General features: G+C 50.2%; 18 protein-coding genes and 1 pseudogene. 12 read left to right on the top strand and 7 right to left on the bottom strand.

All coding sequences use genetic code 11. From position 1 onward, the window contains the following. Positions 1-15 precede the first annotated feature (15 nt). The 10 genes and pseudogenes from H6629_06505 to H6629_06550 all read left to right on the top strand — a co-directional run bounded on the left by H6629_06505 (position 16) and on the right by H6629_06550 (position 9,382). A pseudogene (locus H6629_06505) lies at positions 16-582 on the top strand (hypothetical protein). Between the two features lie 31 nt (positions 583-613). Next, positions 614-1,135: a nitrous oxide reductase accessory protein NosL gene (locus H6629_06510; protein ID MCB9067444.1), complete on the top strand. Its 522-nt coding sequence runs from the start codon at positions 614-616 to the stop codon at positions 1,133-1,135. 87 nt (positions 1,136-1,222) lie between these two features. After that, complete coding sequence (gene nosD, locus H6629_06515) at positions 1,223-2,404, top strand: nitrous oxide reductase family maturation protein NosD (GenBank protein ID MCB9067445.1); 1,182 nt, start codon at positions 1,223-1,225, stop codon at positions 2,402-2,404. A 157-nt stretch (positions 2,405-2,561) separates the two neighbouring features. Further along, positions 2,562-3,272 carry an ABC transporter ATP-binding protein gene (locus H6629_06520; GenBank protein MCB9067446.1) on the top strand — a complete coding sequence of 237 codons (711 nt, stop codon included), beginning with the start codon at positions 2,562-2,564 and terminating at the stop codon, positions 3,270-3,272. Continuing rightward, entirely contained in the window at positions 3,269-4,060 is a 792-nt protein-coding gene (locus H6629_06525; protein ID MCB9067447.1) for an ABC transporter permease subunit, read from the top strand. The genes H6629_06520 and H6629_06525 overlap by 4 nt, the downstream gene beginning before the upstream one ends. Positions 4,061-4,106: 46 nt before the next feature. Continuing rightward, the gene (locus H6629_06530) at positions 4,107-4,541 is read left to right on the top strand and encodes a putative toxin-antitoxin system toxin component, PIN family (protein ID MCB9067448.1); all 435 of its coding nucleotides are present in this window, start codon (positions 4,107-4,109) and stop codon (positions 4,539-4,541) included. Next, entirely contained in the window at positions 4,534-4,797 is a 264-nt protein-coding gene (locus H6629_06535) for a toxin-antitoxin system HicB family antitoxin (GenBank protein ID MCB9067449.1), read from the top strand. The genes H6629_06530 and H6629_06535 overlap by 8 nt, the downstream gene beginning before the upstream one ends. Positions 4,798-4,811: 14 nt before the next feature. Next, positions 4,812-5,186 (top strand): hypothetical protein, encoded by a 375-nt coding sequence (locus H6629_06540; GenBank protein ID MCB9067450.1) that lies wholly within the window; start codon positions 4,812-4,814, stop codon positions 5,184-5,186. A 144-nt stretch (positions 5,187-5,330) separates the two neighbouring features. Continuing rightward, positions 5,331-7,637, top strand: a complete 2,307-nt coding sequence (locus tag H6629_06545; protein ID MCB9067451.1) for a TonB-dependent receptor — start codon at positions 5,331-5,333, stop codon at positions 7,635-7,637. Between the two features lie 191 nt (positions 7,638-7,828). Continuing rightward, positions 7,829-9,382 (top strand): AbgT family transporter, encoded by a 1,554-nt coding sequence (locus H6629_06550; protein MCB9067452.1) that lies wholly within the window; start codon positions 7,829-7,831, stop codon positions 9,380-9,382. An 85-nt stretch (positions 9,383-9,467) separates the two neighbouring features. Here the strand turns inward: H6629_06550 and H6629_06555 are convergent, their stop codons facing one another. The 5 genes from H6629_06555 to H6629_06575 form a co-directional block, all read right to left on the bottom strand. Beyond that, positions 9,468-10,760, bottom strand: a complete 1,293-nt coding sequence (locus H6629_06555; GenBank protein ID MCB9067453.1) for a hypothetical protein — start codon at positions 10,758-10,760, stop codon at positions 9,468-9,470. Between the two features lie 274 nt (positions 10,761-11,034). Then, a complete protein-coding gene (locus H6629_06560; GenBank protein MCB9067454.1) occupies positions 11,035-11,772 on the bottom strand; it encodes a pyridoxine 5'-phosphate synthase in 738 nt (245 codons plus the stop codon). 127 nt (positions 11,773-11,899) lie between these two features. Next, the gene (locus H6629_06565) at positions 11,900-12,862 is read right to left on the bottom strand and encodes a hypothetical protein (GenBank protein ID MCB9067455.1); all 963 of its coding nucleotides are present in this window, start codon (positions 12,860-12,862) and stop codon (positions 11,900-11,902) included. Between the two features lie 42 nt (positions 12,863-12,904). Continuing rightward, a complete protein-coding gene (locus tag H6629_06570) occupies positions 12,905-13,543 on the bottom strand; it encodes a hypothetical protein (GenBank protein MCB9067456.1) in 639 nt (212 codons plus the stop codon). Next, positions 13,470-14,033 carry a hypothetical protein gene (locus H6629_06575; protein MCB9067457.1) on the bottom strand — a complete coding sequence of 188 codons (564 nt, stop codon included), beginning with the start codon at positions 14,031-14,033 and terminating at the stop codon, positions 13,470-13,472. Before H6629_06575 ends, H6629_06570 begins: the two co-directional genes overlap by 74 nt. 131 nt (positions 14,034-14,164) lie before the next feature. Between H6629_06575 and ligA the strand changes: the two genes are divergently transcribed. Next, entirely contained in the window at positions 14,165-16,189 is a 2,025-nt protein-coding gene (ligA, locus tag H6629_06580) for an NAD-dependent DNA ligase LigA (GenBank protein ID MCB9067458.1), read from the top strand. Between the two features lie 5 nt (positions 16,190-16,194). Here ligA and H6629_06585 read toward each other — a convergent pair whose 3' ends face one another. Beyond that, positions 16,195-16,860, bottom strand: coding sequence for a DUF2461 domain-containing protein (locus H6629_06585; protein ID MCB9067459.1), 666 nt, complete (start codon positions 16,858-16,860; stop codon positions 16,195-16,197). A 397-nt stretch (positions 16,861-17,257) separates the two neighbouring features. Then, entirely contained in the window at positions 17,258-18,880 is a 1,623-nt protein-coding gene (locus H6629_06590; GenBank protein ID MCB9067460.1) for a hypothetical protein, read from the bottom strand. 267 nt (positions 18,881-19,147) lie between these two features. On the opposite strand from H6629_06590, the gene H6629_06595 reads away from it, so the two are divergent. Continuing rightward, a complete protein-coding gene (locus tag H6629_06595; protein MCB9067461.1) occupies positions 19,148-20,602 on the top strand; it encodes a transporter substrate-binding domain-containing protein in 1,455 nt (484 codons plus the stop codon). The last annotated feature ends 73 nt before the right edge of the window (positions 20,603-20,675 follow it).

Consider the following 20,675-nt stretch of genomic DNA (forward strand, 5'->3'; position numbering starts at 1 on the left):
AAAAAGGAGTTCATCATGAACCGCAATTCCAAAGTCCTGATGGCCATTGCCGCGCTGCTGCTGATCGGCGTGTATTTTGTACCGATCTGGCAGATTTCGCTGGACGCGCCGCAATATCCGGAAGGGCTGGGTCTGGAAATTTGGGTGAATACCGTGGACGGGCAAAACCCGCATGACCTCAATAAAATCAACAATTTAAACCACTACATCGGAATGAAAACCATTGAGCCGGACGCCATTGCCGAACTGAAAATCATGCCTGTTTTGATCGGGCTGATGATTGTGCTCGGGCTCATCGCCGCATACAGCGGCAAACGCAGTTTGATGATCGGCTGGCTGGCGCTGTTCGCCATTCTCGGCGTTGTCGGGCTATATGATTTTTATCTGTGGGAATACGATTACGGGCACAATCTGGATATGGAACACGCCATCATCAAAATACCGGGCATGAGTTACCAGCCGCCGCTGCTCGGCAGCAAACAACTGCTCAATTTCACCGCGACCTCACTGCCGGGCATCGGCGGATACCTGATGGCCGCATCCGCGTTGGCCGGGCTGATCGCCATTTTTCTGGCACCCCGTTCAACCAAACGTTCAACCGGAGTCAAAACCAATGAAAACACTGTTCAAAAAAGCGGCAGCAATCCTGTTGCTAAGCCTTCTGTGGGCGTGTAATCCTGCGCCCGAAGCCATTCGCTACGGCGAAGCGACCTGCGCCCGCTGCAAAATGATGATTATGGATCAGGAATTTGGCGCGGAACTGGTCACAACCAAAGGTAAAATTTATACCTTCGACTCGATCGAATGCCTCGCAGCCTTTTATCTGGCAGATGGCGTGCCGCACAGCGATGTGCATTCCATGTGGATCACGCCGTTCAACAATCCCGGCAATCTGGTGGAAGTCAGCGATGCGGCTTTCCTGCACAGCGCCGGTTTACCCAGCCCGATGGGCATGAACTTGTCCGGCTACGCCAACCGCACGGACGCACAACAAATGCAAACACAATACGGCGGTAATGTGCTCGCCTGGGAAGATGTTTTCACAATTCTCGACCAAAAAACAGGCAACCAGCCTGCCCAAAATTCGGAGAAACCTTGCTGCGGCGGCTGTGCAGCCGAAGTAGCGACCAATTAGTAAACCATTGCGCGGGCGGACGTTGCGTTCGCCCCGCAAAAATTTGGAAATAAAAACAATGAACATATATAAAAATGGCAGATCGCAGTGATGATTCTGTTGCTGGCAACCGGACTTTCCGCAAAAGAATGGACGGTGCAGCCGGGCACGGAACTACCGACCATCCGGGCGGCGATTGCCGTGGCGGACAGCGGCGATGTGATTATCGTGAAAAGCGGCACCTATCGCGAAAGCCCGGTTGAAGTGAACAAATCCGTAAGCATCATCGGTGATGGCGAAGTGATTATCGACGGCGAAGAAGATCATCAGGTGATCACGGTTACAGCGGATTACGTCACACTGAAAAATCTGGACATCCGCAACTGCGGCGTCAGTTTTGTGGACGACAAAGCGGGCGTGAAAGTGGAAGAATGCGCCAACGTGCGCATCGAAAACTGCCGTTTTCTGAATACATTTTTTGCGATTTATCTGGCAAAATCACGCGATTGCACAATATCCAACAACAGCATTCGCGGATTCGCCAAAACCGAAGCGGCATCCGGCAACGGCGTTCACCTGTGGTATTGCCGCGATATCGAGGTGTCCAACAACCGCATCACCGGTCACCGCGACGGCATTTATTTTGAATTTGTGCAGGGCGGCAATATTCACGATAACCACAGCGAAAAAAATCTGCGTTACGGACTGCACTTCATGTTTTCGGACGGCTGCCATTATACGGGCAACACCTTTCGCAACAACGGCGCGGGCGTGGCGGTGATGTACACCAAAAATGTCACAATGACCAGCAATCATTTCGACCAGAACTGGGGCAACGCAGCGTTCGGTTTGCTGCTGAAGGACATCACCGACAGCGAAATCAGCAACAATTTTTTCATCAAAAATTCGATTGGCATTTACGCGGAAAATTCCAGCCGCATCGACGTGCGGCAAAACGATTTCCGGGAAAACGGCTGGGCGATCAAAATTATGGCGAACTGCGCAGACAACGTTATTTCGGAGAATAATTTCGTTGCCAACGCGTTCGATGTCGCGACCAACAGCCGCAACAATTTCAGCCGTTTTTCGGGAAATTATTGGGGAAATTACAGCGGATACGACCTCAACCGCGACGGTTTCGGCGATGTGCCGTTTCGTCCGGTGCGGCTGTTTTCGCTGATTGTCGAGCAAAATCCCGCCTGCGCTGATCATGTTGCGCAGCCTGTTTGTGGATTTGCTGGATGTTGCAGAAAACGTGTTCCCGGTGCTCACGCCGGAAACATTGGTTGACGATCGCCCGCTGATGCATCCTGTCAGGGTTGACAAATTGCATAAAAACTTGGGGTTAAGTGGGTTAAATGCGAGTGAGTGAGAGATGGGTTTCGGCGGGCAGGCAACACCTGTCCGCCGTGCTCATGTCAAATAAATTGAAATTGGAGCAAATAAAATGATAGAATTAAACGGATTGACAAAAAGTTTCGGGCGGCTGGATGTGCTCAAAGGGGTAGATTTGCGCATCGAAACGGGCAGTGTCACCGCCATTTTGGGACCGAACGGCTCGGGAAAAACCACGCTCATCAAATCCATTTTGGGATTGGTGAAGCCGGATGCCGGCGAAATCCGGGTGGACGGCAAACGCGTCAACGGCGATGTGGCATACAAAAAGCTGATCGGCTACATGCCGCAAATCGCCCGCTTCCCGGAAAACCTGACCGTGGACGAAATTTTGCGGATGGTAAAAGATCTCCGCAGCGACGCCGGTGAGCTGGACGAAGCGCTGTATCACGAATTTTCGCTGGCGAAAGAACTGGCGAAACCGATCCGCACGCTTTCCGGCGGCACCCGCCAAAAGGTGAGCGCAACCGTCGCGTTCCTGTTTCGTGCACCGATATTGATTCTGGACGAACCGACCGCCGGGCTCGATCCGCTTTCCAGCAGCCGGCTGAAAGACAAAATTCTCCGCGAAAAAGCCAACGGGCGCACCATTATTTTAACCTCACACGTGATGAGCGAAGTGCAGGAACTCGCCGACCGGCTGGTATTTTTGCAGGACGGCAATATTTTCTACAACGGCGAGCTGCAACACATGATTCACAACACCGGCGAGGCAAAACTGGAACGCGCCATCGCCCGGATGATGGAAGGAGAACTGCAATGACAACGACCATAAAGATTGTAAAATATGAACTCAACGATATCGTCCGCAGCAAATGGCTGCTGTTTTACGGTGTGTTTTTTCTGCTGATGACCGACGCGTTGTTCCGGTTCGGCGGCAGCAGCGCCAAAGTGATTCTCAGCCTGATGAACGTTGTGCTGCTGATTATCCCGCTGATGAGCATCATTTTTGGGGTGATGTATTTGTACAACGCCCGCGAATTTATCGAAATGATGCTGTCGCAACCGATCAAACGCCGCGAGCTGTTCAGCGGATTATATGCCGGACTGGCGCTGCCGCTCTGCGCCGGATTTGTCGCCGGTGTGCTGCTGCCGTTTGCGCTGCACGGCGTGAACGATCCGTCACATGTGGGAACGCTCGGCATTTTGCTCGTTTCAGGTGTGTTTCTCACGCTCATTTTTCTGGCGCTGGCGTTTCTCATCGCCATTCATTTTGAAGATCGCGTGAAAGGGTTGGGCGCCGCAATCGTTACCTATCTGCTTTTTTCGGTGATTTACGACGGCGCAGTGCTCTTCGCCGCATACCTGTTCAGCGACTACCCGATGGAAAAACCGATGATCGCGCTCAGCGCGTTTAACCCGATCGATCTCGCGCGGGTACTCATCATGCTCAAATTCGATGTCGCCGCGCTGATGGGCTACACCGGCGCCGTGTTCGAACGCTTTTTCGGCGGCTCGGGAGGCATCGGCATTTCGATGGTTTCGCTGCTGCTGTGGGCAACCGTTCCGCTGTGGCTGGGCATGCGCAAATTCGCCAAACGGGATTTCTAGGAGTTAAAAATCTTGACAATTGATAGCATATATACTATCTTAATCAATGCTATTGACTTTAGATACAAATGTACTTTATCAGGCGTTGATGAGCAAAAAGGGAGCATCTTTCTTTATTTTTCAACAGGTTCGTGCGTTGAAAATTCAGATTGCGCTATCAGTACCGGTTTTTGCTGAATATGAAGCTGTATTGAAACGGGAAAAATCAATACGTGATTTTGATCTTTCCGGCGGAGATGTAGATAAATTTCTTCGATTGATTGCTTTTGTAGGAAAAAAATTCCAGACATATTACCTTTTTCGCCCGAATTTACCAGATGAAAATGATAATATGTTAGTGGAATTGGCGATTGTGAGCCAAAGTGATTATCTTGTCACGAGCAATCTGAAAGATTTTAAAAATGCCGAATTAATATTTGATGACTTAAACATTATAACTCCTGCAGAATTTGTAAAAGTGTGGAGAAAAAACCATGGCTAAAGCAAGCGTATTAACTATCAGGGTTCCGGCAGAATTGAAACATCGGATTGCTTTGGTAGCAGAAGAGCAGGGAATTTCTATCAATCAGCTCGCCATGTATATGTTTACCAAAGAAATCGGCAATCTTGAAGCCGGGCAACAAATAGACAATTATTGGAAAGATTTTTCCAAAGAACAGATTTTTAGCGATTTTGACGAAGTCATGTCCAAAGTCAAAGATCGTGAAGTGCCTGATTGGGATAAGACTGGATTTTAACCACTGTTGGACTGATGTTTACTTCATCCAAAATTTTAGCAACCGTGCTGCTGCTCATTTTCGCCCATGTGGCGATGGTGCAGCCGGTGCTGCAATCCGGGCAGGCTGGCGGCATTCACGCCAACTGCGATTGCGGCTGCGATGAAAACAGCACTTCCTGCTGCTGTTCGCCGGCAACGCTGGATGAAGGCGTGAGCATCCGCGCCTGCGGAACGGGATTTCCATCGTTCAATATTGCCAATTTCGGCTCGTGCCTGATTCAGCCGTATTTTCAGGTAAAACAAATCGTTGAAGACACAACGTCATTTAATTGCATCCATTTTTTTATCGACTCACCCGAATTTCTCATTCCTATTGAACATCCTCCGGAAATAGCAATTTACAGTTGATTTGTTCCGGCAATTTACGCCGGAAAAGATTTTTGGAACGGTGGTGCGCCGGTAATCGCAGCGCAACCGGATGGTTATATCCGTTGATGCCGCTTTGCCATCGTAAATGAATCGCCACACCCGTTCCGCAACCATCAACCGAAATTGCAAAAGGAGGCAAACAATGAAATTGCTTCGCTTATCAATCGCGATCGCCCTGTTGTGCACCGCCGTTTTCGCGGATGCACCGCAACAAATCACCGGACGGGTGATCGACCAATCCAGCCAAAACCGGTGGAAAACGCCGTATTTTATATCGAATCGACCAACCAATTCGTGCAATCCGATGCGAACGGCACATTTAAAATGAACGTTCTGCCCGGCGAATATGTCGCGCAAATTATGCGGGTGGGCTACGAAACAGCGGTGCAAACCATCGCGATTCGCGAATCCGCAGCGCAAACGATGCTGATTGCGCTCAAACAGCAGCCGGTCACGGTGGAAGACATCACGGTGACCGAAAAAGCCAGTTCGCTCACGCTGCAAAGCGATGTGTACGCGCGGGAAATCAGCGAAACATCACCGAAGGATGTCGGGCTGTTTTTGCGCAGCCAACCGGGATTCGGTGCCATCCGGCGCGGCGGCTACGCTATCGATCCGGTGATGCGCGGCTTCAAATACGAGCAGCTCAACGTGCAGTTCGACGGCGGCATCAAAGTATCGCACGCCTGCCCGAACCGGATGGACCCGGTGACTTCGCATATCCGCGCCCAAGATCTTGAAAAAATTGAAATTGTAAAAGGTCCCTACACCGTGCGATACGGGCAAACGCTCGGCGGTGTGGTGAATCTGGTGCAAAAACGTCCGGCACTCACCCAAACGCTGAACGCACATGCGGAAATCGAAAGCGGTTACGACAGCAACGGCGACAGCCGCACGGCGCGCGGTGCAGTCACCATCAGCGATCAAAAATATGACCTGTTTATCAGCGGCGGAACGCAGGATGCCGGAAATTACGAAAACGGCGACGGCGTGGAAATTCCCTCCAGCTATCGCGTGAATGATTACCTGATTCGCGCGGGATTTCGTCCGGCTGAAAATCACCGCCTGCAATTTTCCTGGCGGCAATCCTTTGTGCGCGATGTGCTGCACGCCGCACTGCCGATGGATTCCGATCTCGACGATACGGACATTTGGGCCGTGGATTACGCTGCGCAGCATCTCGGCAAAACCGTTTTTTCGCTGAATGCGAAGGTGTTCGGCTCGGCGGCAGATCACGTGATGAGCAACACGCTGCGCCCGAATTATCGCATGACCCACGCCGTTGCCACGGTGAATTCCGAAATGCTCGGCGGCAAAATCGAAATCGGGCTGACGCCAGTGGCGAAAACGCTCTGGTATTTCGGTGCGGACGCGCAAAGCACTGCCAAAAACGGCTTCCGCGAACGCGATGTGTATATGATGAACGGGATGATGTTCAATCCGCCGCGCGAATTTACCGATTTCATCTGGCAGGATTCCGAGTTGCAAAACGCGGGTATTTTCAGCGAAGTGCGCCAGTCGCTGTCACCGAAAACTACGATTGTCGCGGGTGCGCGGGTGGATTTCGTGCAATCGAAAATCAACGATCCGGCACCACAGTTCACAGCCGAATACGGCGAGATCGGCACGGAAAAAGAAACCAACCTGAGCGTGACCGCCACGCTGAATCATCGGCTGAACGCGAAAACCGAGCTGCAGCTTGCGGCCGGTCGCGGCATTCGCTCGGCAAATTTAACCGAACGCTACATCAACCACCTCAGCGTTGGGGTGGATGCGTATGAATATTTCGGCAATCCCTATCTCAAACCGGAAGTGAACCATCAGGCGGACCTGTCGGTGAATCGCCATTTGGCAAACCACACCGTTCGCGCGAACGTATTTTATTCGCTGATAAATGACTATATTTCGGCGTTTGTGGACGAAAACATGCCGCGCGTTTACATGCCCGGCACCGAACCGCTGTTCACCAAACGATTTGAAAATATCGATCGCGCCCGCCAAACCGGATTTGAGTTGAGCCTCGGCGGCGAGTTGGGTAAGGGCTTCAGCTACCATTCCGGCATTGCCTACACCCACGCGACGGATTTGCAACGCGACCAGCCGCTGGCCGAAATTCCGCCGTTGGCAGGGCAATTACGGCTCCGCTACGATCGCGGCGGCTATTTTGCGGAATCGGATTTGCGCATCGTTGCGCGGCAGGATCGCATTTCCAGCGCGTTCGGTGAATCGGAAACGCCCGGATTTTCCGTAGCCAATTTCCGCGCCGGCTGGCAATTCCTGACATTCGCGGAAGCAATTATCGCGGTCGAAAATATTTTCAATGAAAATTATTACGAACACCTGAACCGCAGCTACACCAACATGCCGGAAGCGGGCATGTTGTACGAGCCGGGACGCAATGTTCATTTGCAGCTCAAATTGTCGCGCTAAAACGCGAATCCATTTGATCCTCAAACCGGGATTTCTCTGCGGAGCAATTCCGGTTTGTTTTTTATTCGTGTCAATCTCACCGCCCGGCAACTTTCTTTGGCGCATCCCTTTACAAAAACAATGGGTTGTCGTATATTCGCATCTTGGAAAATCTATGTTGAACCATTCATTAAACTCAGATTGGAATTGAAATGGCAGCATCTTCCCCGAAAAAAAGCGGCAACGGCGGATTTTTGAACCGCGCCCTCAATACCATTGAGGTTGTGGGCAATAAATTGCCGGATCCGGCGATGCTATTTTTGATCTCGATGGTGATCGTCTGGATTTTATCCTGGCTGCTCGCAGGTGTGCAATTTACCGAAATCAACCCGCGAACCGGCGAACCGATCCGGATTCTCAACCAGTTGACCGGACCGGCGATTGCCACGTTTTTATCAAATATGGTAACCACATTTACCGGATTTGCGCCGTTGGGCGTTGTGCTGGTGGCAATGTTGGGTGTCGGCGTTGCGGATGAATCCAAATTCATCAACACCGGATTGAAAATTTTGCTCGGAAAAACCGCCAGTTTTTTGCTGACGCCGATGGTTATTTTTGTTGGTATTTTGAGCCACAGCGCAGTGGATGCCGGATATGTGCTGGTGATTCCCCTCGGCGGCGTGATTTTTTACGCAGCCGGACGTCACCCGATTGCCGGAATTGCCGCAGCGTTTGCGGGCGTTTCCGGCGGATTCAGCGCGAATCCTGTTCCCTCCGCACTCGATCCGCTGTTGCAGGGATTCACCCAGCCTGCGGCACAAATTATCGATGCGAATTATCTGGTGAACCCGTTGTGCAACTATTTTTTCACCGCCGCATCGAGTATTTTGATTGTAGGTTTAGGCTGGTTTTTGACCGATCGCGTGATTGAACCCCGTTTGAATCGCGATACGCCGGTAGATAAAGATGCCGAAGAAGCACCGGACATGACCACCGTCGAACCAAAAGAAAAACGGGCATTCTGGATGGGCGCATTATCGATGGTCGCCGGATTGGTAGTTCTTGCATTGGCAATGATGCCGGCAGATTCGCCGCTGCGCGACGCATCCGGTTCGCTGAACTCATTTTCAGCGCCGATCATGCAATCCATCGTCCCGCTGATTTTTCTGTTCTTCCTGCTGCCGGGTGTGGTTTACGGATATATGTCCGGCACATTCAAAACCGCCAAAGACATGGTTGACGCCATGACCAAAAACATGAAAGACATGGGCTATTACATTGTGATGGCGTTTTTCTGCGCGTTGTTTATTTACGCGTTTGGGTCGTCAAATATTGGCGCTTTGCTGGCACTTAAAGGCGCATCGTTTTTGAAATCGCTGGCGTTGCCGGGAAGTGTAACGTTGTTTGGGATTATCATTTTGGCCGGATTTGTGAACTTGTTCGTCGGCTCGGCTTCGGCGAAATGGGCGTTGCTTGCCCCGATTTTCGTGCCGATGCTCATGCAGGTGGGATTCTCGCCGGAACTGACCCAGGCTGCCTATCGCGTCGGTGATTCATCCACAAATATCATCACACCGCTGATGCCTTATTTTCCGCTGGTGGTGGTTTTCTGCCAGCGCTATGTGAAGAAAACCGGGATCGGCACACTGGTTTCAATTATGTTACCGTATTCGGTGGTTTTCCTGCTCAGTTGGACGCTATTTTTGGTGGTTTACTGGATTTTGGGCATTCCGCTGGGATTTCAGGCAAGCTATGTCTACCCCTGATGTTGAATTTCGACAAATTAATGAGCAACAAAAAAAGCCTGCAAATTGCAGGCTTTTTTATTTACAGAAAAAATAATGTGTTTCATTAATACCGGAAATCATCGCCTTTGTTTACAGAAATATCTTTCGGGAAATAGCGGTTATACACCAGATCGCTAAATTCCAGCGCCTCTTTGGCATACGGGTTTAGTCCCTGCTGATAAAAAAAGTTGTCGATCAAATGCGACGCCTGTTTCCACGACGGCGTGTCGTTCAACAATACAACAAATTCATCGAACTGGTTTTCCTGCTTTTTGAACAATTTTTTGACAAACCGTTTGCGCTGCCAGCGACCGATCAACCGGTTGAGATCTTCCAGTTTATCGCCCTTCATTTTTTCCCCAACGAGCGATGCCAGTTGATCCGCAGCCGATCCGGTAGTTTCCTGAACTTCGGTTTCATACTGTTCTTCGTATTCTTCTTCGTACTCTTCTTCGTATTCTTCCACTTCCTCAATTTCCGGCACTGGTGTTTCGGCAGCTTCCGGAACAACAATTTTTTCCACTTCTACTGTCGGCACTGATGTCGGTATTTCTTTTTCCGGCACATCAATTTCAGGTTTTTTGTGCAGATCCGCGAGACTACGTCCGGTTTTCAGCATCTGCTCAAGGTCTTCCATATTTATATTGGCAGTGCCTTTGCGAATTTCCTTTTCGATGAGCGAAGCGTAATCCGTCAGGTTACGGTCGCTGAAAACCATATACAAAATCCGTGTGCTGATCGCATCAGTATCCTGCACCCGCCCTTCATTAATAAACTGGCTGATGTTTTGGATAGTGTGCATCGCTGTTTCAACCGGTGTCGGGGTAAATACCTGCCGGTCGATGGCGGCAATCAATTCCTGAAATTGGCTCTGGGAAATTTCCCGGAGATATTTCAGGTTGAAATAGTCGGTCAACGCATCGTTGTAATATTGAAATTTGTTGAAGTATTTCAACATATCGTAAATCTGGATGGTGGTAATTACCGGTGCATCTTTGAACAAAAATTGCGACAGCGTTTTTTGCGGGCGAATCAAAAAGTTCGCTTCCAGCTTGATAGCGCGTTCCAGTAACAGGTTGAATTGATTGAGGTTAAACGTTGCTGTTTGCTTCAGCGTATCGAAAATTTTATCGAGGAGCATTTGCACTTCCGGCACATCGTAATCAAACCGTTCGCTGGCGCTGAATTTTTCGGATTCTTCACGAATCCACAATTCCACTTCCTGATCAAAAAAATGTTTGATGGAATCGGGGATGTTCCGCGTAAAAATATAGGTCAGCGGAATGTCGCCCATGCCGGGCTGGACAACCTCTTTGCGGATTTTCTGGATAATATTTTCAATAATTTGATCTAACATGCAGCAACTCCGGTTGTATTTGGCTCATCGACTTATCGTCGTCTCAGAAAAATGAGATATGAATCGAATTTAATTATTTTTTATACATAATTTTTCACTGCAAAAAGCGTTTCAACTCACCTTTTGAAGTCGTTTTCTGCACTGTAATTTCAGCTTAAAGACTTGTTTTATCAGTGAGTTAGCATTTTTACTCAACAACTTTTACATTAGCAAAATATTTGAAAAAAAATGTGCACATTTCGCACAAAATTTATTTTTTTTATTTAAAATCACATCAGATCTGGCGCTGATAAAACAGAATTTGCTGTTGCGCTTCCTGAACCGCGCGATCGACACCAACCCACAGCGCGCGTTTTACCAGATTCAATCCCATGCAAATATCTTCCACTTTTGGCACGGCAGCCAGCATCGGTAAATGCTGGTATTCGATGCCGCCAGTGAGATTTACACCCAACCCGAGTTTGGCTGCAACTTGCGCTGCGCTTTGCAATTTATCCAATCCCACCAGTTCTTCGTTGGAATCTGCGGCGCGGGTAATGTCGCTGCAATCGAATTCCACATAATCTACCTGAACGCGGCTAAGTTGTTTAATTGCAGATACTTCTGGCTCGCAAAAAACAGCTACAGAAATATTATTTGCCCGTAAATCCGGCAGCATCCCGGAGAGGGAATCCTGCAAACTGGCGACGGAAACAGGCATCGCGCTGATGCCGGCGGATTTGTCCAATTCGATAAACGTCACCATATCCGGATGAACCGTTAATGCTATTTTTACGGATTGCGGCTCCAATGGAATCCGCAAATTGAGGAAAGTTTTGCGCACCCGTTTTACCAATTGGGCATCGCGTTCCTGCAAACAACGGGGATCTTCCGCCAAAATCATGCTGATGCCCTGGGCACCGGCAATTTCGCACATCACGGCAAACTGGACGGGATCGAAATCACTATCGTTCAACATGTGTCGCAGTAAAGCCAAATCATCAATCGCAATCGAAAGGCGTTTATTCATCAATAATATTCCAATGTTTGGTCGTTTTCATTCTGGTTGTGGCTGCATTTCCGGCATTTAAAGCGTATCCGTTTTACAAACCAAAACGTTAGGCACGATTTCATGAAAATCAAAGTAAAACTTGAAACGGCTATCGCAAAATCCCGATGGTAAACAGGATGGCGCGGTCGTTAAAATCGTTGAATGTGTGCAGATACGAAAAATTCATGAGCAGTTGAAAATCGTAGGTGCGCAGTAGCCGCAATCCGGTATTTGCAGTAAATTCCAGCCCGTCTTCGCGTTTTTCTTCTTCAACATAGCGGCCCTCTGTGGGAATGTATTCGTACCCGTAATTGTGATTGACCCAGTGAAAACCCAACGCCCCGCCGATATACGGCGAAACATCCGTTTTGCTGATCAGATACGATGAAAAAATATTGACCGCAAATCCGTTCCGGGCTGCGAGCTGCATGCCGAATTCCGAATTGTTCATTTCCGCGCCAAACCGGATGTCCATTGTAAACGACCGCTCATCATCATCGTAGCCATTTTGGGGAAAGAGGTAGCCAAAACTGTAGCTGGTAAATCGGCGCATGCTCCGGCGCAGCGGTTCGACGGATTCGCTTTCCATAATATTATCGATCCGGGCGGATTTGGCAACCGGCACCTGCTGGGTAATGCTGTCTGCGATGCGTTTCATGACAGCATCCAGATTTTCAACGGTGGTGGATGTGGCGTTATCTACCAACATTAATTCGCCATTGGTGACATCGATGAGCATGTACTGGACGATCACTTTTGCGCCGAGTGCGGATAATTTGGTGACAATCGCTTTGTCTGCACCTACTTTTTTCCCCATTTCGACAGCGCAGGGGATTTCGGTGCACATGCTGCCATCGAGTGCGCGGTAGGTTTCTTCTTCGGAAATCAGTTGAAATGCGCCGTTTTTGAGCAGCTCCGATCGCAACAGCGATTCCGAGGTTTGAGCTGTTACATCATCCAAACCGATGGCCGCAACCGGCAAAACCAGCAGTTTTGCGCCATTTTGCGCCAGCCCACTGGCACAGAAAAAAATAAGGGTGAACAATAAAAAGGTAATGCGGTGCGTTTTCATGGTTGGCTCACATTCATTTTTTATAAAATTTGTTGCTCCGGATCAACCCGGAACTTCATCTTGCCAGCGGGAAATATACCACCGTTCACCCCGTTTAATAAAGGTGAAAGTAACTTCCCCGATGAGCGTGGGAATAGCGCTGCCGCCATCCAGCGTTAGGGTAAATGTTATTTTCCGGGAAAAAGTTTCGCTGTTTGCTGGCGGGTCCGGCAGCGGGCGCGATCCCCAAACGAGATCGATGGTATTAAAAAAACGGAACATGCGTCCGGTGGTTTTCAATTCCTGGTCACGTCCCCAAACGATCGCCTCCGGCGGCGATACGTTGAAGTTGGTGCTGACAAAAATAAACGCGGAATCGAGCACTTCGCTGTAAACCAGCGAATCTTTGAATGTGTAGGCGTATTGAAAATTCTGGAGCACTTCGTCAGGATTTTTTTGTTCGGTGAGCAGCAGCGCACCGCCGACATCTTCACCGGCAATGGATGGCGCAAATGGATTTTGGCAGCGCAGCAAAATCGATACAAAACAGATGCTTACAAAAACAAAAAAGGGGAATTTCATACTGTAGGATTCAATTATTGTGATGGGGCAATCCGGTAATTGGCTTTCAGGGTTGACCATGTGCTGTCCGTAACGCGACCGCTGTTTTGCTGCAAATCCCGCCAGCTGAAAATATACCACCGTTCGTCGGATGCTTTGAACAACTGGATGACACTTCGCCCTTGATAGCTTTCGGTTTTGCCCTAAATTCCGCCGTTATGAAATATTCGAAATCGAGCTGAAGCGTATCCGGCGAGGTGGAAACCGGCGTTGGCAGCGGCGTTTCCGGGGTGTATTCGATGAACACATCCGCATCGCTGTTCAGGTTCAGAAAATAATTTTCTTCGTCGTCCACATTCCAGCCGAACAGCCGCGCTGCTTCCGCATCATCCGCGTTAAACTGAAACGGGATGCCGACGGTCGATGCTTCGGCAAAACAAGCCCGGTACGAGCGCGAATCTTTCAGATCGAACGCCTGCTGAATTTTTTCGAGCATGCGATTGGGATCGGTTTGCAGGCTGTTATCGCTGACGCCACCGCCAAAATCCGGTGCTTCCGGCGAACGGGTGTTGAACGGATTGGTGCAACCCGCCAGCAACGCCCAACAAACAATGATCCAAACATATTTCATAACCAATTCCTTTACCAAAACAATGTAGAAAATGAATCGACACTTTTCCAGCAAATTATTGGCGAAACGGAAAACCGAGCGGGTTTTTGGAAATCTCTGAAAACGAAAATCCGCAAGTGGAGGAAAAACAGATGGATAAATCGCAGGCGCAGCAGAAAATTTTGCGGCTTCGCAACGAAATAAATCAGCACGATTACCAATATTACGTGCTCGCCCAACCGTCCATTTCGGATTACGAATACGATATGCTCATGAAACAACTGGAAGCGCTGGAAGCGAAATTCCCCGAATTGGCGAGCGATGATTCGCCGAGCAAACGGGTGAGCGGCGAACCGACCAAAAATTTCCGGACTGTTCCGCACCGTAAGCCGATGCTCAGTTTATCGAATACATATAACGAAGCGGAAATCCGCGATTTCGACCGGCGCGTGCGCGGTTTGCTGAACGAGGGCGAAACCTTCGAATATGTTTGCGAGCTGAAAATCGACGGCGTCGCGATGAGCCTGATTTACGAAAACGGCTCGCTGGTGCGTGCCGTAACCCGTGGCGATGGCGAGCAGGGCGACGAAGTAACCAACAATGTGAAAACCATCCGCAGCCTGCCGCTTGCTTTGGATACAGATGATAACCAATTGAAAAATATTGAGATACGCGGCGAAATTTATTACCCGCGAAAAGAATTCGACAAACTGAATGACGAACGAAGTGCCGCCGGAGAAGCGCCGTTTGCCAATCCGCGCAACTCCGCAGCCGGCACGCTGAAACTGCAGGATGCCCGGATTGTCGCCAAACGCCCGTTGCGCATGTTTTGCTATTACCTCGACGGATTGAGCGACGGCAGCACACCGGCGGAATCCCATTTTTCCGCACTGGAAACGCTCAAAAAGCTGCGTTTTCCGGTTAACCCGAATGCCAAACGCTGCAAAAATGTGGACGAAGTGATCGAGTATTGGCAAAAATGGGGCGCAGAAAAAGACCAACTCCCATACGAAATTGACGGCGTTGTGGTAAAAATCAACAGTTTTGAACAGCAGCAACGGCTCGGTTTTACCGCCAAAAGTCCACGCTGGGCAATCGCGTTCAAATTTGCCACGGAGCAGGCGGAAACGGTTTTGCAAGATATCCAGTGGCAAGTCGGGCGAACCGGTGCGGTCACGCCGGTGGCGCATCTGGAACCGGTGCTGCTGCTCGGCACCACCGTCAAACGCGCGACATTGCACAATGTGGACGAAATCGAGCGGCTCGGCGTTCGCATCGGTGATACGGTGATCATCGAAAAAGGGGGCGAAATTATCCCGAAAATTATCCGCGTCGTCGCCGAAAAACGTCCGGCGAACAGCCAGCCGTATCAACCGCCGCAGCATTGCCCGGTTTGCGGCACCCAACTCGTTCGCCCGGAAGGCGAAGTTGCGCTGATTTGCGAAAACGTGAGCTGCGCCGCACAGGTCGCCGGACGGGTAACCCATTACGCATCGCGAAAAGCGCTGGACATCGAGGGACTCGGCGAAAAAGTGGTGGAATTGCTGCTCAACAATCAGCTCATTCAAGATTACGGCGATATCTATTTTTTGAAATCTGAGGATATTGCCGGACTGGAACGCATGGGCGAAAAAAGCGCCGAAAACCTGCTCAGCGGCATCGCGGCGAGCAAAGAAAAACCGCTGTCGCGGCTAATTTTCGGGTTGGGCATCCGCTTTGTCGGTGAGGGCGCGGCAAAATTGCTGGCGAACCACTTTCATTCCATCGACAAAATGATGGCAGCCAACGTCGCGGAAATTGCGGAAATCGACGGCATCGGCGAAAAAACAGCCGAGAGCATTCGCGATTTTTTCAGCAACGAGGAAAATTTGCAGGTAATCGAAAAATTGCGTTCGGCAGGCATGCCGTTTTCGGAAGCCGCGCCGGAGCCGTCCGGCGAAACGGATGAACGTTTTGCCGGAAAAAGTTTTGTGTTCACCGGCGCGCTGGAACAATTCACCCGCGACGAAGCGGGCGAAATGGTCGAAAAACGCGGCGGAAAAGTGGTCAAATCAGTCAGCAAAAAAACGGATTTTGTGGTCGCCGGCGCGGACGCCGGTTCAAAGCTGCAAAAAGCGCAACAACTGGGCGTGACGGTTCTCTCCGAATCTGAATTTCTGGAAATGATCGGTGAGTAATCGCGCTACCGCAGCGCTTCGCGCAGATACAAAATGACCGGCTGCGCTGCCGCGAAATACTCGATGGCAACATCTGCCAGATCGTTTCGCAAGGCGAGATTGGCGGGCAATTCCGCCATAAAATAAAATTGTTTGTTGAAAATCAGTGGCTCTTTTTCCGCGGCGGCCTGCAAATCCGCCGGCAGGCGTTTGTTGGTTTCGCCGCGTATCTCGCCATATTTTGTCACAAAATCTTTTCCAGAAATCAATTTTCGGAATGCAGCCGGATTGGCGGCAATCGCATTGCGGATGTTTTCCAACCCAGTTTTTTCGACAAAATATGCGCCGCCGCCCAGCATCGTCCGGTGAGCGCTCAATTCCAGATAAAATCCCGGAGCTGATTTATCTTTTCGTCCGGCCGGCGAAATAATTGCCGAAACTGTGGTTTTGTGCGGGCGTTTGTCCGGCGAAAAACGGACATCCCGGTTGATGCGAAAAATGGCATCTTTCGGGGCGATCTGCACATCCGGATCGAACTGGCTCACGCGAAAAATCAGCTCTTCAACCAAATTCGCGAATGGCTTTTTCACCATTTTTTCGTAACGGGCACGGTTTTCATCGAACCAGCTTTTTTCGTTATTGGCGGCCAATTCCTCGAAAAATTGCAGAAAATCGGTTTCAAAATAGGGCATTTTGCATCCTCCGTTGCGGTTATTTGCGGAATAAAATCAGATATACGCAAAAAATCAACCGATTTGTTTCGAGCCATTTTTCGATTTTTGGCGGGGATGTTTCGTGTTCACTTTGAGCCCATTTTCAAAATGACGGGATGCCGGATGCCGGTTCGCTTCGAGGCTTTGGTTGGTTCACTTATAATTTTCAGTATAGTTAACTGGAGATTCCTGCATTCGCAGGAATGACCGGCAGCCTGTCACCCCTGCGGATGCAGGGGTCTCCCGCTCAAAATCACAAAATAATGTGGTACGCTACCAAAATGCGATGCCGGATTCTGGCATCCGGCATCCGGAATCAGATGATGCGCGACATTAACTTACGATTGAATTCACCATCGCAAATTCCGGGAAAGCCCTATTTATTAATGACCGCATCTTCAATAAAAACAAAGCCATTGAGCTTGTGTAATGTGGTAAATGAGAAATCGGAATTGATGCGGATTTTGACAAGCTGGTTGGTGCCGTTATCGCCGATCCACAGTTGCCCGGTTGCTTCATCGACCGCCACGGCATGCGGCGCCTGAAATGCGTAATCGCCGCTGATTTGGGTAAGCGACGCTGGATTGCCTTCCGCAAATGCGAACAATTTGCCATCAAACGAAACCGTGAGCACCACGTTGAACAGCCCGCCAACAGAAGTGACCACCACACTGCGCGGCAGCGCAGACAGCAGGCTGATGGGGCTCGCGTTGCGAACATATTGCGTGCCGTTCCAGTCGAACCGTTCGATCTGGCGGTCATCGCGATCCGCGAGATACAACGGTTGGGCGATTTCGCTGCGGACAAACGGGATAATCGGCGAATTGAGATAGGTTGCTTCTGATGAATCTGGGAAAATTTCTGCATTTTGATAGCTAATCGTATCCGGTAAACTGGCAATTGGCGTACGGGCGTTCAGACAAACCAGCCGGTTGTTGCCCTGTTCGGAAATCCAGACATCGCCGGTTGCCTGATTGATGGCCAGCCAGCGCGGCTGCCGGAATCCGTAAATGGTTTTCACGATTTCGTCGGTGAATCCGTCGATGACCGTCACCGAATTGCCGCCGACGCTGAGCGCCCAAAGCGTGCGGGTATCTTCGTGCAACGCCAGATCGATTACCGTGGGAATGCTGCCGAAACTGGCAATCACGGTACCGGTTGCATCCATTTTGAACACCGTTCCGGCGGCGTAATCCGCCACATAACAGCCGAAGGAATCTTCGACATCGTTGCTGACCGCCACCGGTTTTTGGAACAAGGCTGCGGATTCGAGAATTTTGATACCGTTTGCGGTGTATTTGATGAGCTTCCGGGTGCCGCTGTCCACCATCCAGACGCTGGCGAAATCGGAATAAGCGAGCACTTCCAGCGTATCGCGGGTGAAAAAGTCAAGGTTGTCGGTTGCTTCCACCACAAACCGGAAAAATTCGCCGGAGTAGTTGCCGCCCTCCGGCGCAGTCCAGGTTGCGGTTGGGGCATCCGGGCTGCTGTGTGCCAATGTGCCGGAATCGGGCGTTACCCAAAAACGGTAGCTGAGCGGATAACTTTCCGGGTCGGCGGCGGTTGCGGTCAGGGTGATTTCGTTGCCGGTGAGCACAAATGCGGCACTCGCTGCAAAGTCGCTGATTTCCGGCGGCGCGTTGCCCACCGAAATCAGGGTTTCTTCGGTGGAAGATCCGCCATCCGCCGTTTTAACCACAACAGAAACAGCTACTTGCACGGTATCATCCGGCGCTGTCCATTCGATTTGCAAATTGCCGTTTTTGACAAATTCGCCGCCGGTGACCGCCCATTCTGTGGTGATTCCAGCGGTGTCCACTCCGGTAATCGCAGCGGAAATCAGTTGGCTGGCACCAATGGACGTTATCGCCGATTCGACCAGCAATTCCACCGTGGGATTCACCGGAGCCGGCGTTTCGTCATCCGAATTGAATAATTTATCGCAGCCGGAAGCCAGCCACAACACACCTAAAATGATGACAATTTTTGAGAATTGCATATTTGACATCCCGTCTTTTTTTGAACGGATCCATCCGTTTTTTTCTACTTTTCGGCTTCATTATCGGCGTTTCCGGAATTCGCTTTATGGATTTTTGATAACCGCCGGTATTTGAGCGCCGGATTCATCGGTATGTCAGGATCATTCCCCAAAAATCACACAATTGCAAAAAAAATTTCAAATCACGATTCGGCTTAGTATATTGAAATTGCCGCATCGCCACGCATTAAATAGCGGTTGCACCAATGGTTGAAAGCACGAAACGGCATGAAAACGAGCGTTAAAATCGGTCGAAAATACTGGCACAAACTTCTGTTTATCTTCGGTTTATTGATTTTTGCGAATTGCCGGTTTGGCAATGATGCCAACGAAATAAACCTGACAGAGCCACAAGTTGAGATTGATTTGCCGCAGGTTATGGAACGCGGCAAACTAATCGCCCTCACCGGGTACGATGTCACCAGCTATTTTATTTACAAAGGTCGCCCGATGGGGTTTGAGTACGATTTGCTCAATCGCTTTGCCAATCATCTGGGTGTAGAGCTGGAAATTGTGGTTATCCGCGATCTCGACCGGCTGTTTGACGAGTTGAACAAAGGGCGCGGCGATCTGCTGGCATACAACCTGACCATCACCCAAGAGCGGCAGGAACGCGTGATGTTCACTGATCACCACACGGTGGTGCGGCAGGTGCTCATCCAGCGGCTGCCCAAAAACTGGCGCAACATGCCACAATACAAAATCGACCGGATGCTGCTGCGCAACTCCATCGACCTGATCGGGAAAACCGTGCATGTGCGCAAAGGATCGTCGTATTACGAGCGATTGCAAAATCTGGAGCAGGAAATCGGCGGCGATATCGACATCGTGGAAGTGCCCGGCGATGTGACCACCGAGGAGCTGATCCGCCGCGTCGCCGACGGCGAAATTGATTACACGGTTGCGGATGAAAATATCGCATGGATCAACAGTGCGTATTACGATAACATCGATACGCAACTGTCCATCAGCGTGCGACAGCGGATCGCATGGAGCGTTCGCAAAAACTCCCCGCTGCTCCGCGATGCCGTCAACGAGTGGCTCAGTTCAATCAAAAGCGAACCGACGTTCAACATCATTTATAATAAATATTACCGCAACCGCGATTTTTTCCGGCAGCGGCTAAATTTGCTGGCATCGGCAGACAGCACCGAAAAAATTTCCCCGTTCGACAGCCTGTTCCAAAAATTTTCTGCAAATATCGATTGGGATTGGCGGCTCATCGCCGCACAGGCGTATAAAGAATCGCGGTTCGATCCCAAAGCGGAATCGTGGGCCGGTGCGATGGGACTGATGCAAATTACGCCAACGCTCGCCGAACAATACGGCGTGGAAAACCCATACAATCCGACAGAAAACCTGAAAGCCGGATTGCGCTATTTGCGATGGCTGGAAGATTTTTGGCAGAACATCGAAGATGCAGGCGAACGCATGAAATTTGTGCTGGCATCCTACAACGTTGGGCAGGGACACGTGCTGGACGCGCAACGGCTCGCCGAAAAATACGGCGGCAATCCCGATAGCTGGGCGGATGTTTCCGAATATCTCATCAAAAAATCGCAGCCGCAATTTTACAACGACGAAGTGGTGAAACACGGCTACTGTCGCGGCGAAGAACCTGTGCGCTATGTCCGCGATGTACTGTATATTTACGAGCATTATTTGCGCTTCGCCGGCGAATAATGTTCCATTTCCCTGACACCAATCTGTAACCAAACCTACATCTGTAGCTCATCAAATATTAATATTCCAAAAT

Source organism: Calditrichia bacterium (genome assembly GCA_020634975.1).
Classification (GTDB): Bacteria; Calditrichota; Calditrichia; order RBG-13-44-9; family J075; genus JACKAQ01.

Coding starts and splice junctions, on each gene's coding strand:
- H6629_06510 (MCB9067444.1), top strand. CDS start 614: ATGAAAACACTGTTCAAAAAAGCGGCAGCAATCCTGTTGCTAAGCCTT.
- H6629_06520 (MCB9067446.1), top strand. CDS start 2,562: ATGATAGAATTAAACGGATTGACAAAAAGTTTCGGGCGGCTGGATGTG.
- H6629_06525 (MCB9067447.1), top strand. CDS start 3,269: ATGACAACGACCATAAAGATTGTAAAATATGAACTCAACGATATCGTC.
- H6629_06530 (MCB9067448.1), top strand. CDS start 4,107: ATGCTATTGACTTTAGATACAAATGTACTTTATCAGGCGTTGATGAGC.
- H6629_06535 (MCB9067449.1), top strand. CDS start 4,534: ATGGCTAAAGCAAGCGTATTAACTATCAGGGTTCCGGCAGAATTGAAA.
- H6629_06540 (MCB9067450.1), top strand. CDS start 4,812: ATGTTTACTTCATCCAAAATTTTAGCAACCGTGCTGCTGCTCATTTTC.
- H6629_06550 (MCB9067452.1), top strand. CDS start 7,829: ATGGCAGCATCTTCCCCGAAAAAAAGCGGCAACGGCGGATTTTTGAAC.
- H6629_06555 (MCB9067453.1), bottom strand. CDS start 10,760: ATGTTAGATCAAATTATTGAAAATATTATCCAGAAAATCCGCAAAGAG.
- H6629_06565 (MCB9067455.1), bottom strand. CDS start 12,862: ATGAAAACGCACCGCATTACCTTTTTATTGTTCACCCTTATTTTTTTC.
- H6629_06575 (MCB9067457.1), bottom strand. CDS start 14,033: ATGAAATATGTTTGGATCATTGTTTGTTGGGCGTTGCTGGCGGGTTGC.
- ligA (MCB9067458.1), top strand. CDS start 14,165: ATGGATAAATCGCAGGCGCAGCAGAAAATTTTGCGGCTTCGCAACGAA.
- H6629_06585 (MCB9067459.1), bottom strand. CDS start 16,860: ATGCCCTATTTTGAAACCGATTTTCTGCAATTTTTCGAGGAATTGGCC.
- H6629_06590 (MCB9067460.1), bottom strand. CDS start 18,880: ATGCAATTCTCAAAAATTGTCATCATTTTAGGTGTGTTGTGGCTGGCT.
- H6629_06595 (MCB9067461.1), top strand. CDS start 19,148: ATGAAAACGAGCGTTAAAATCGGTCGAAAATACTGGCACAAACTTCTG.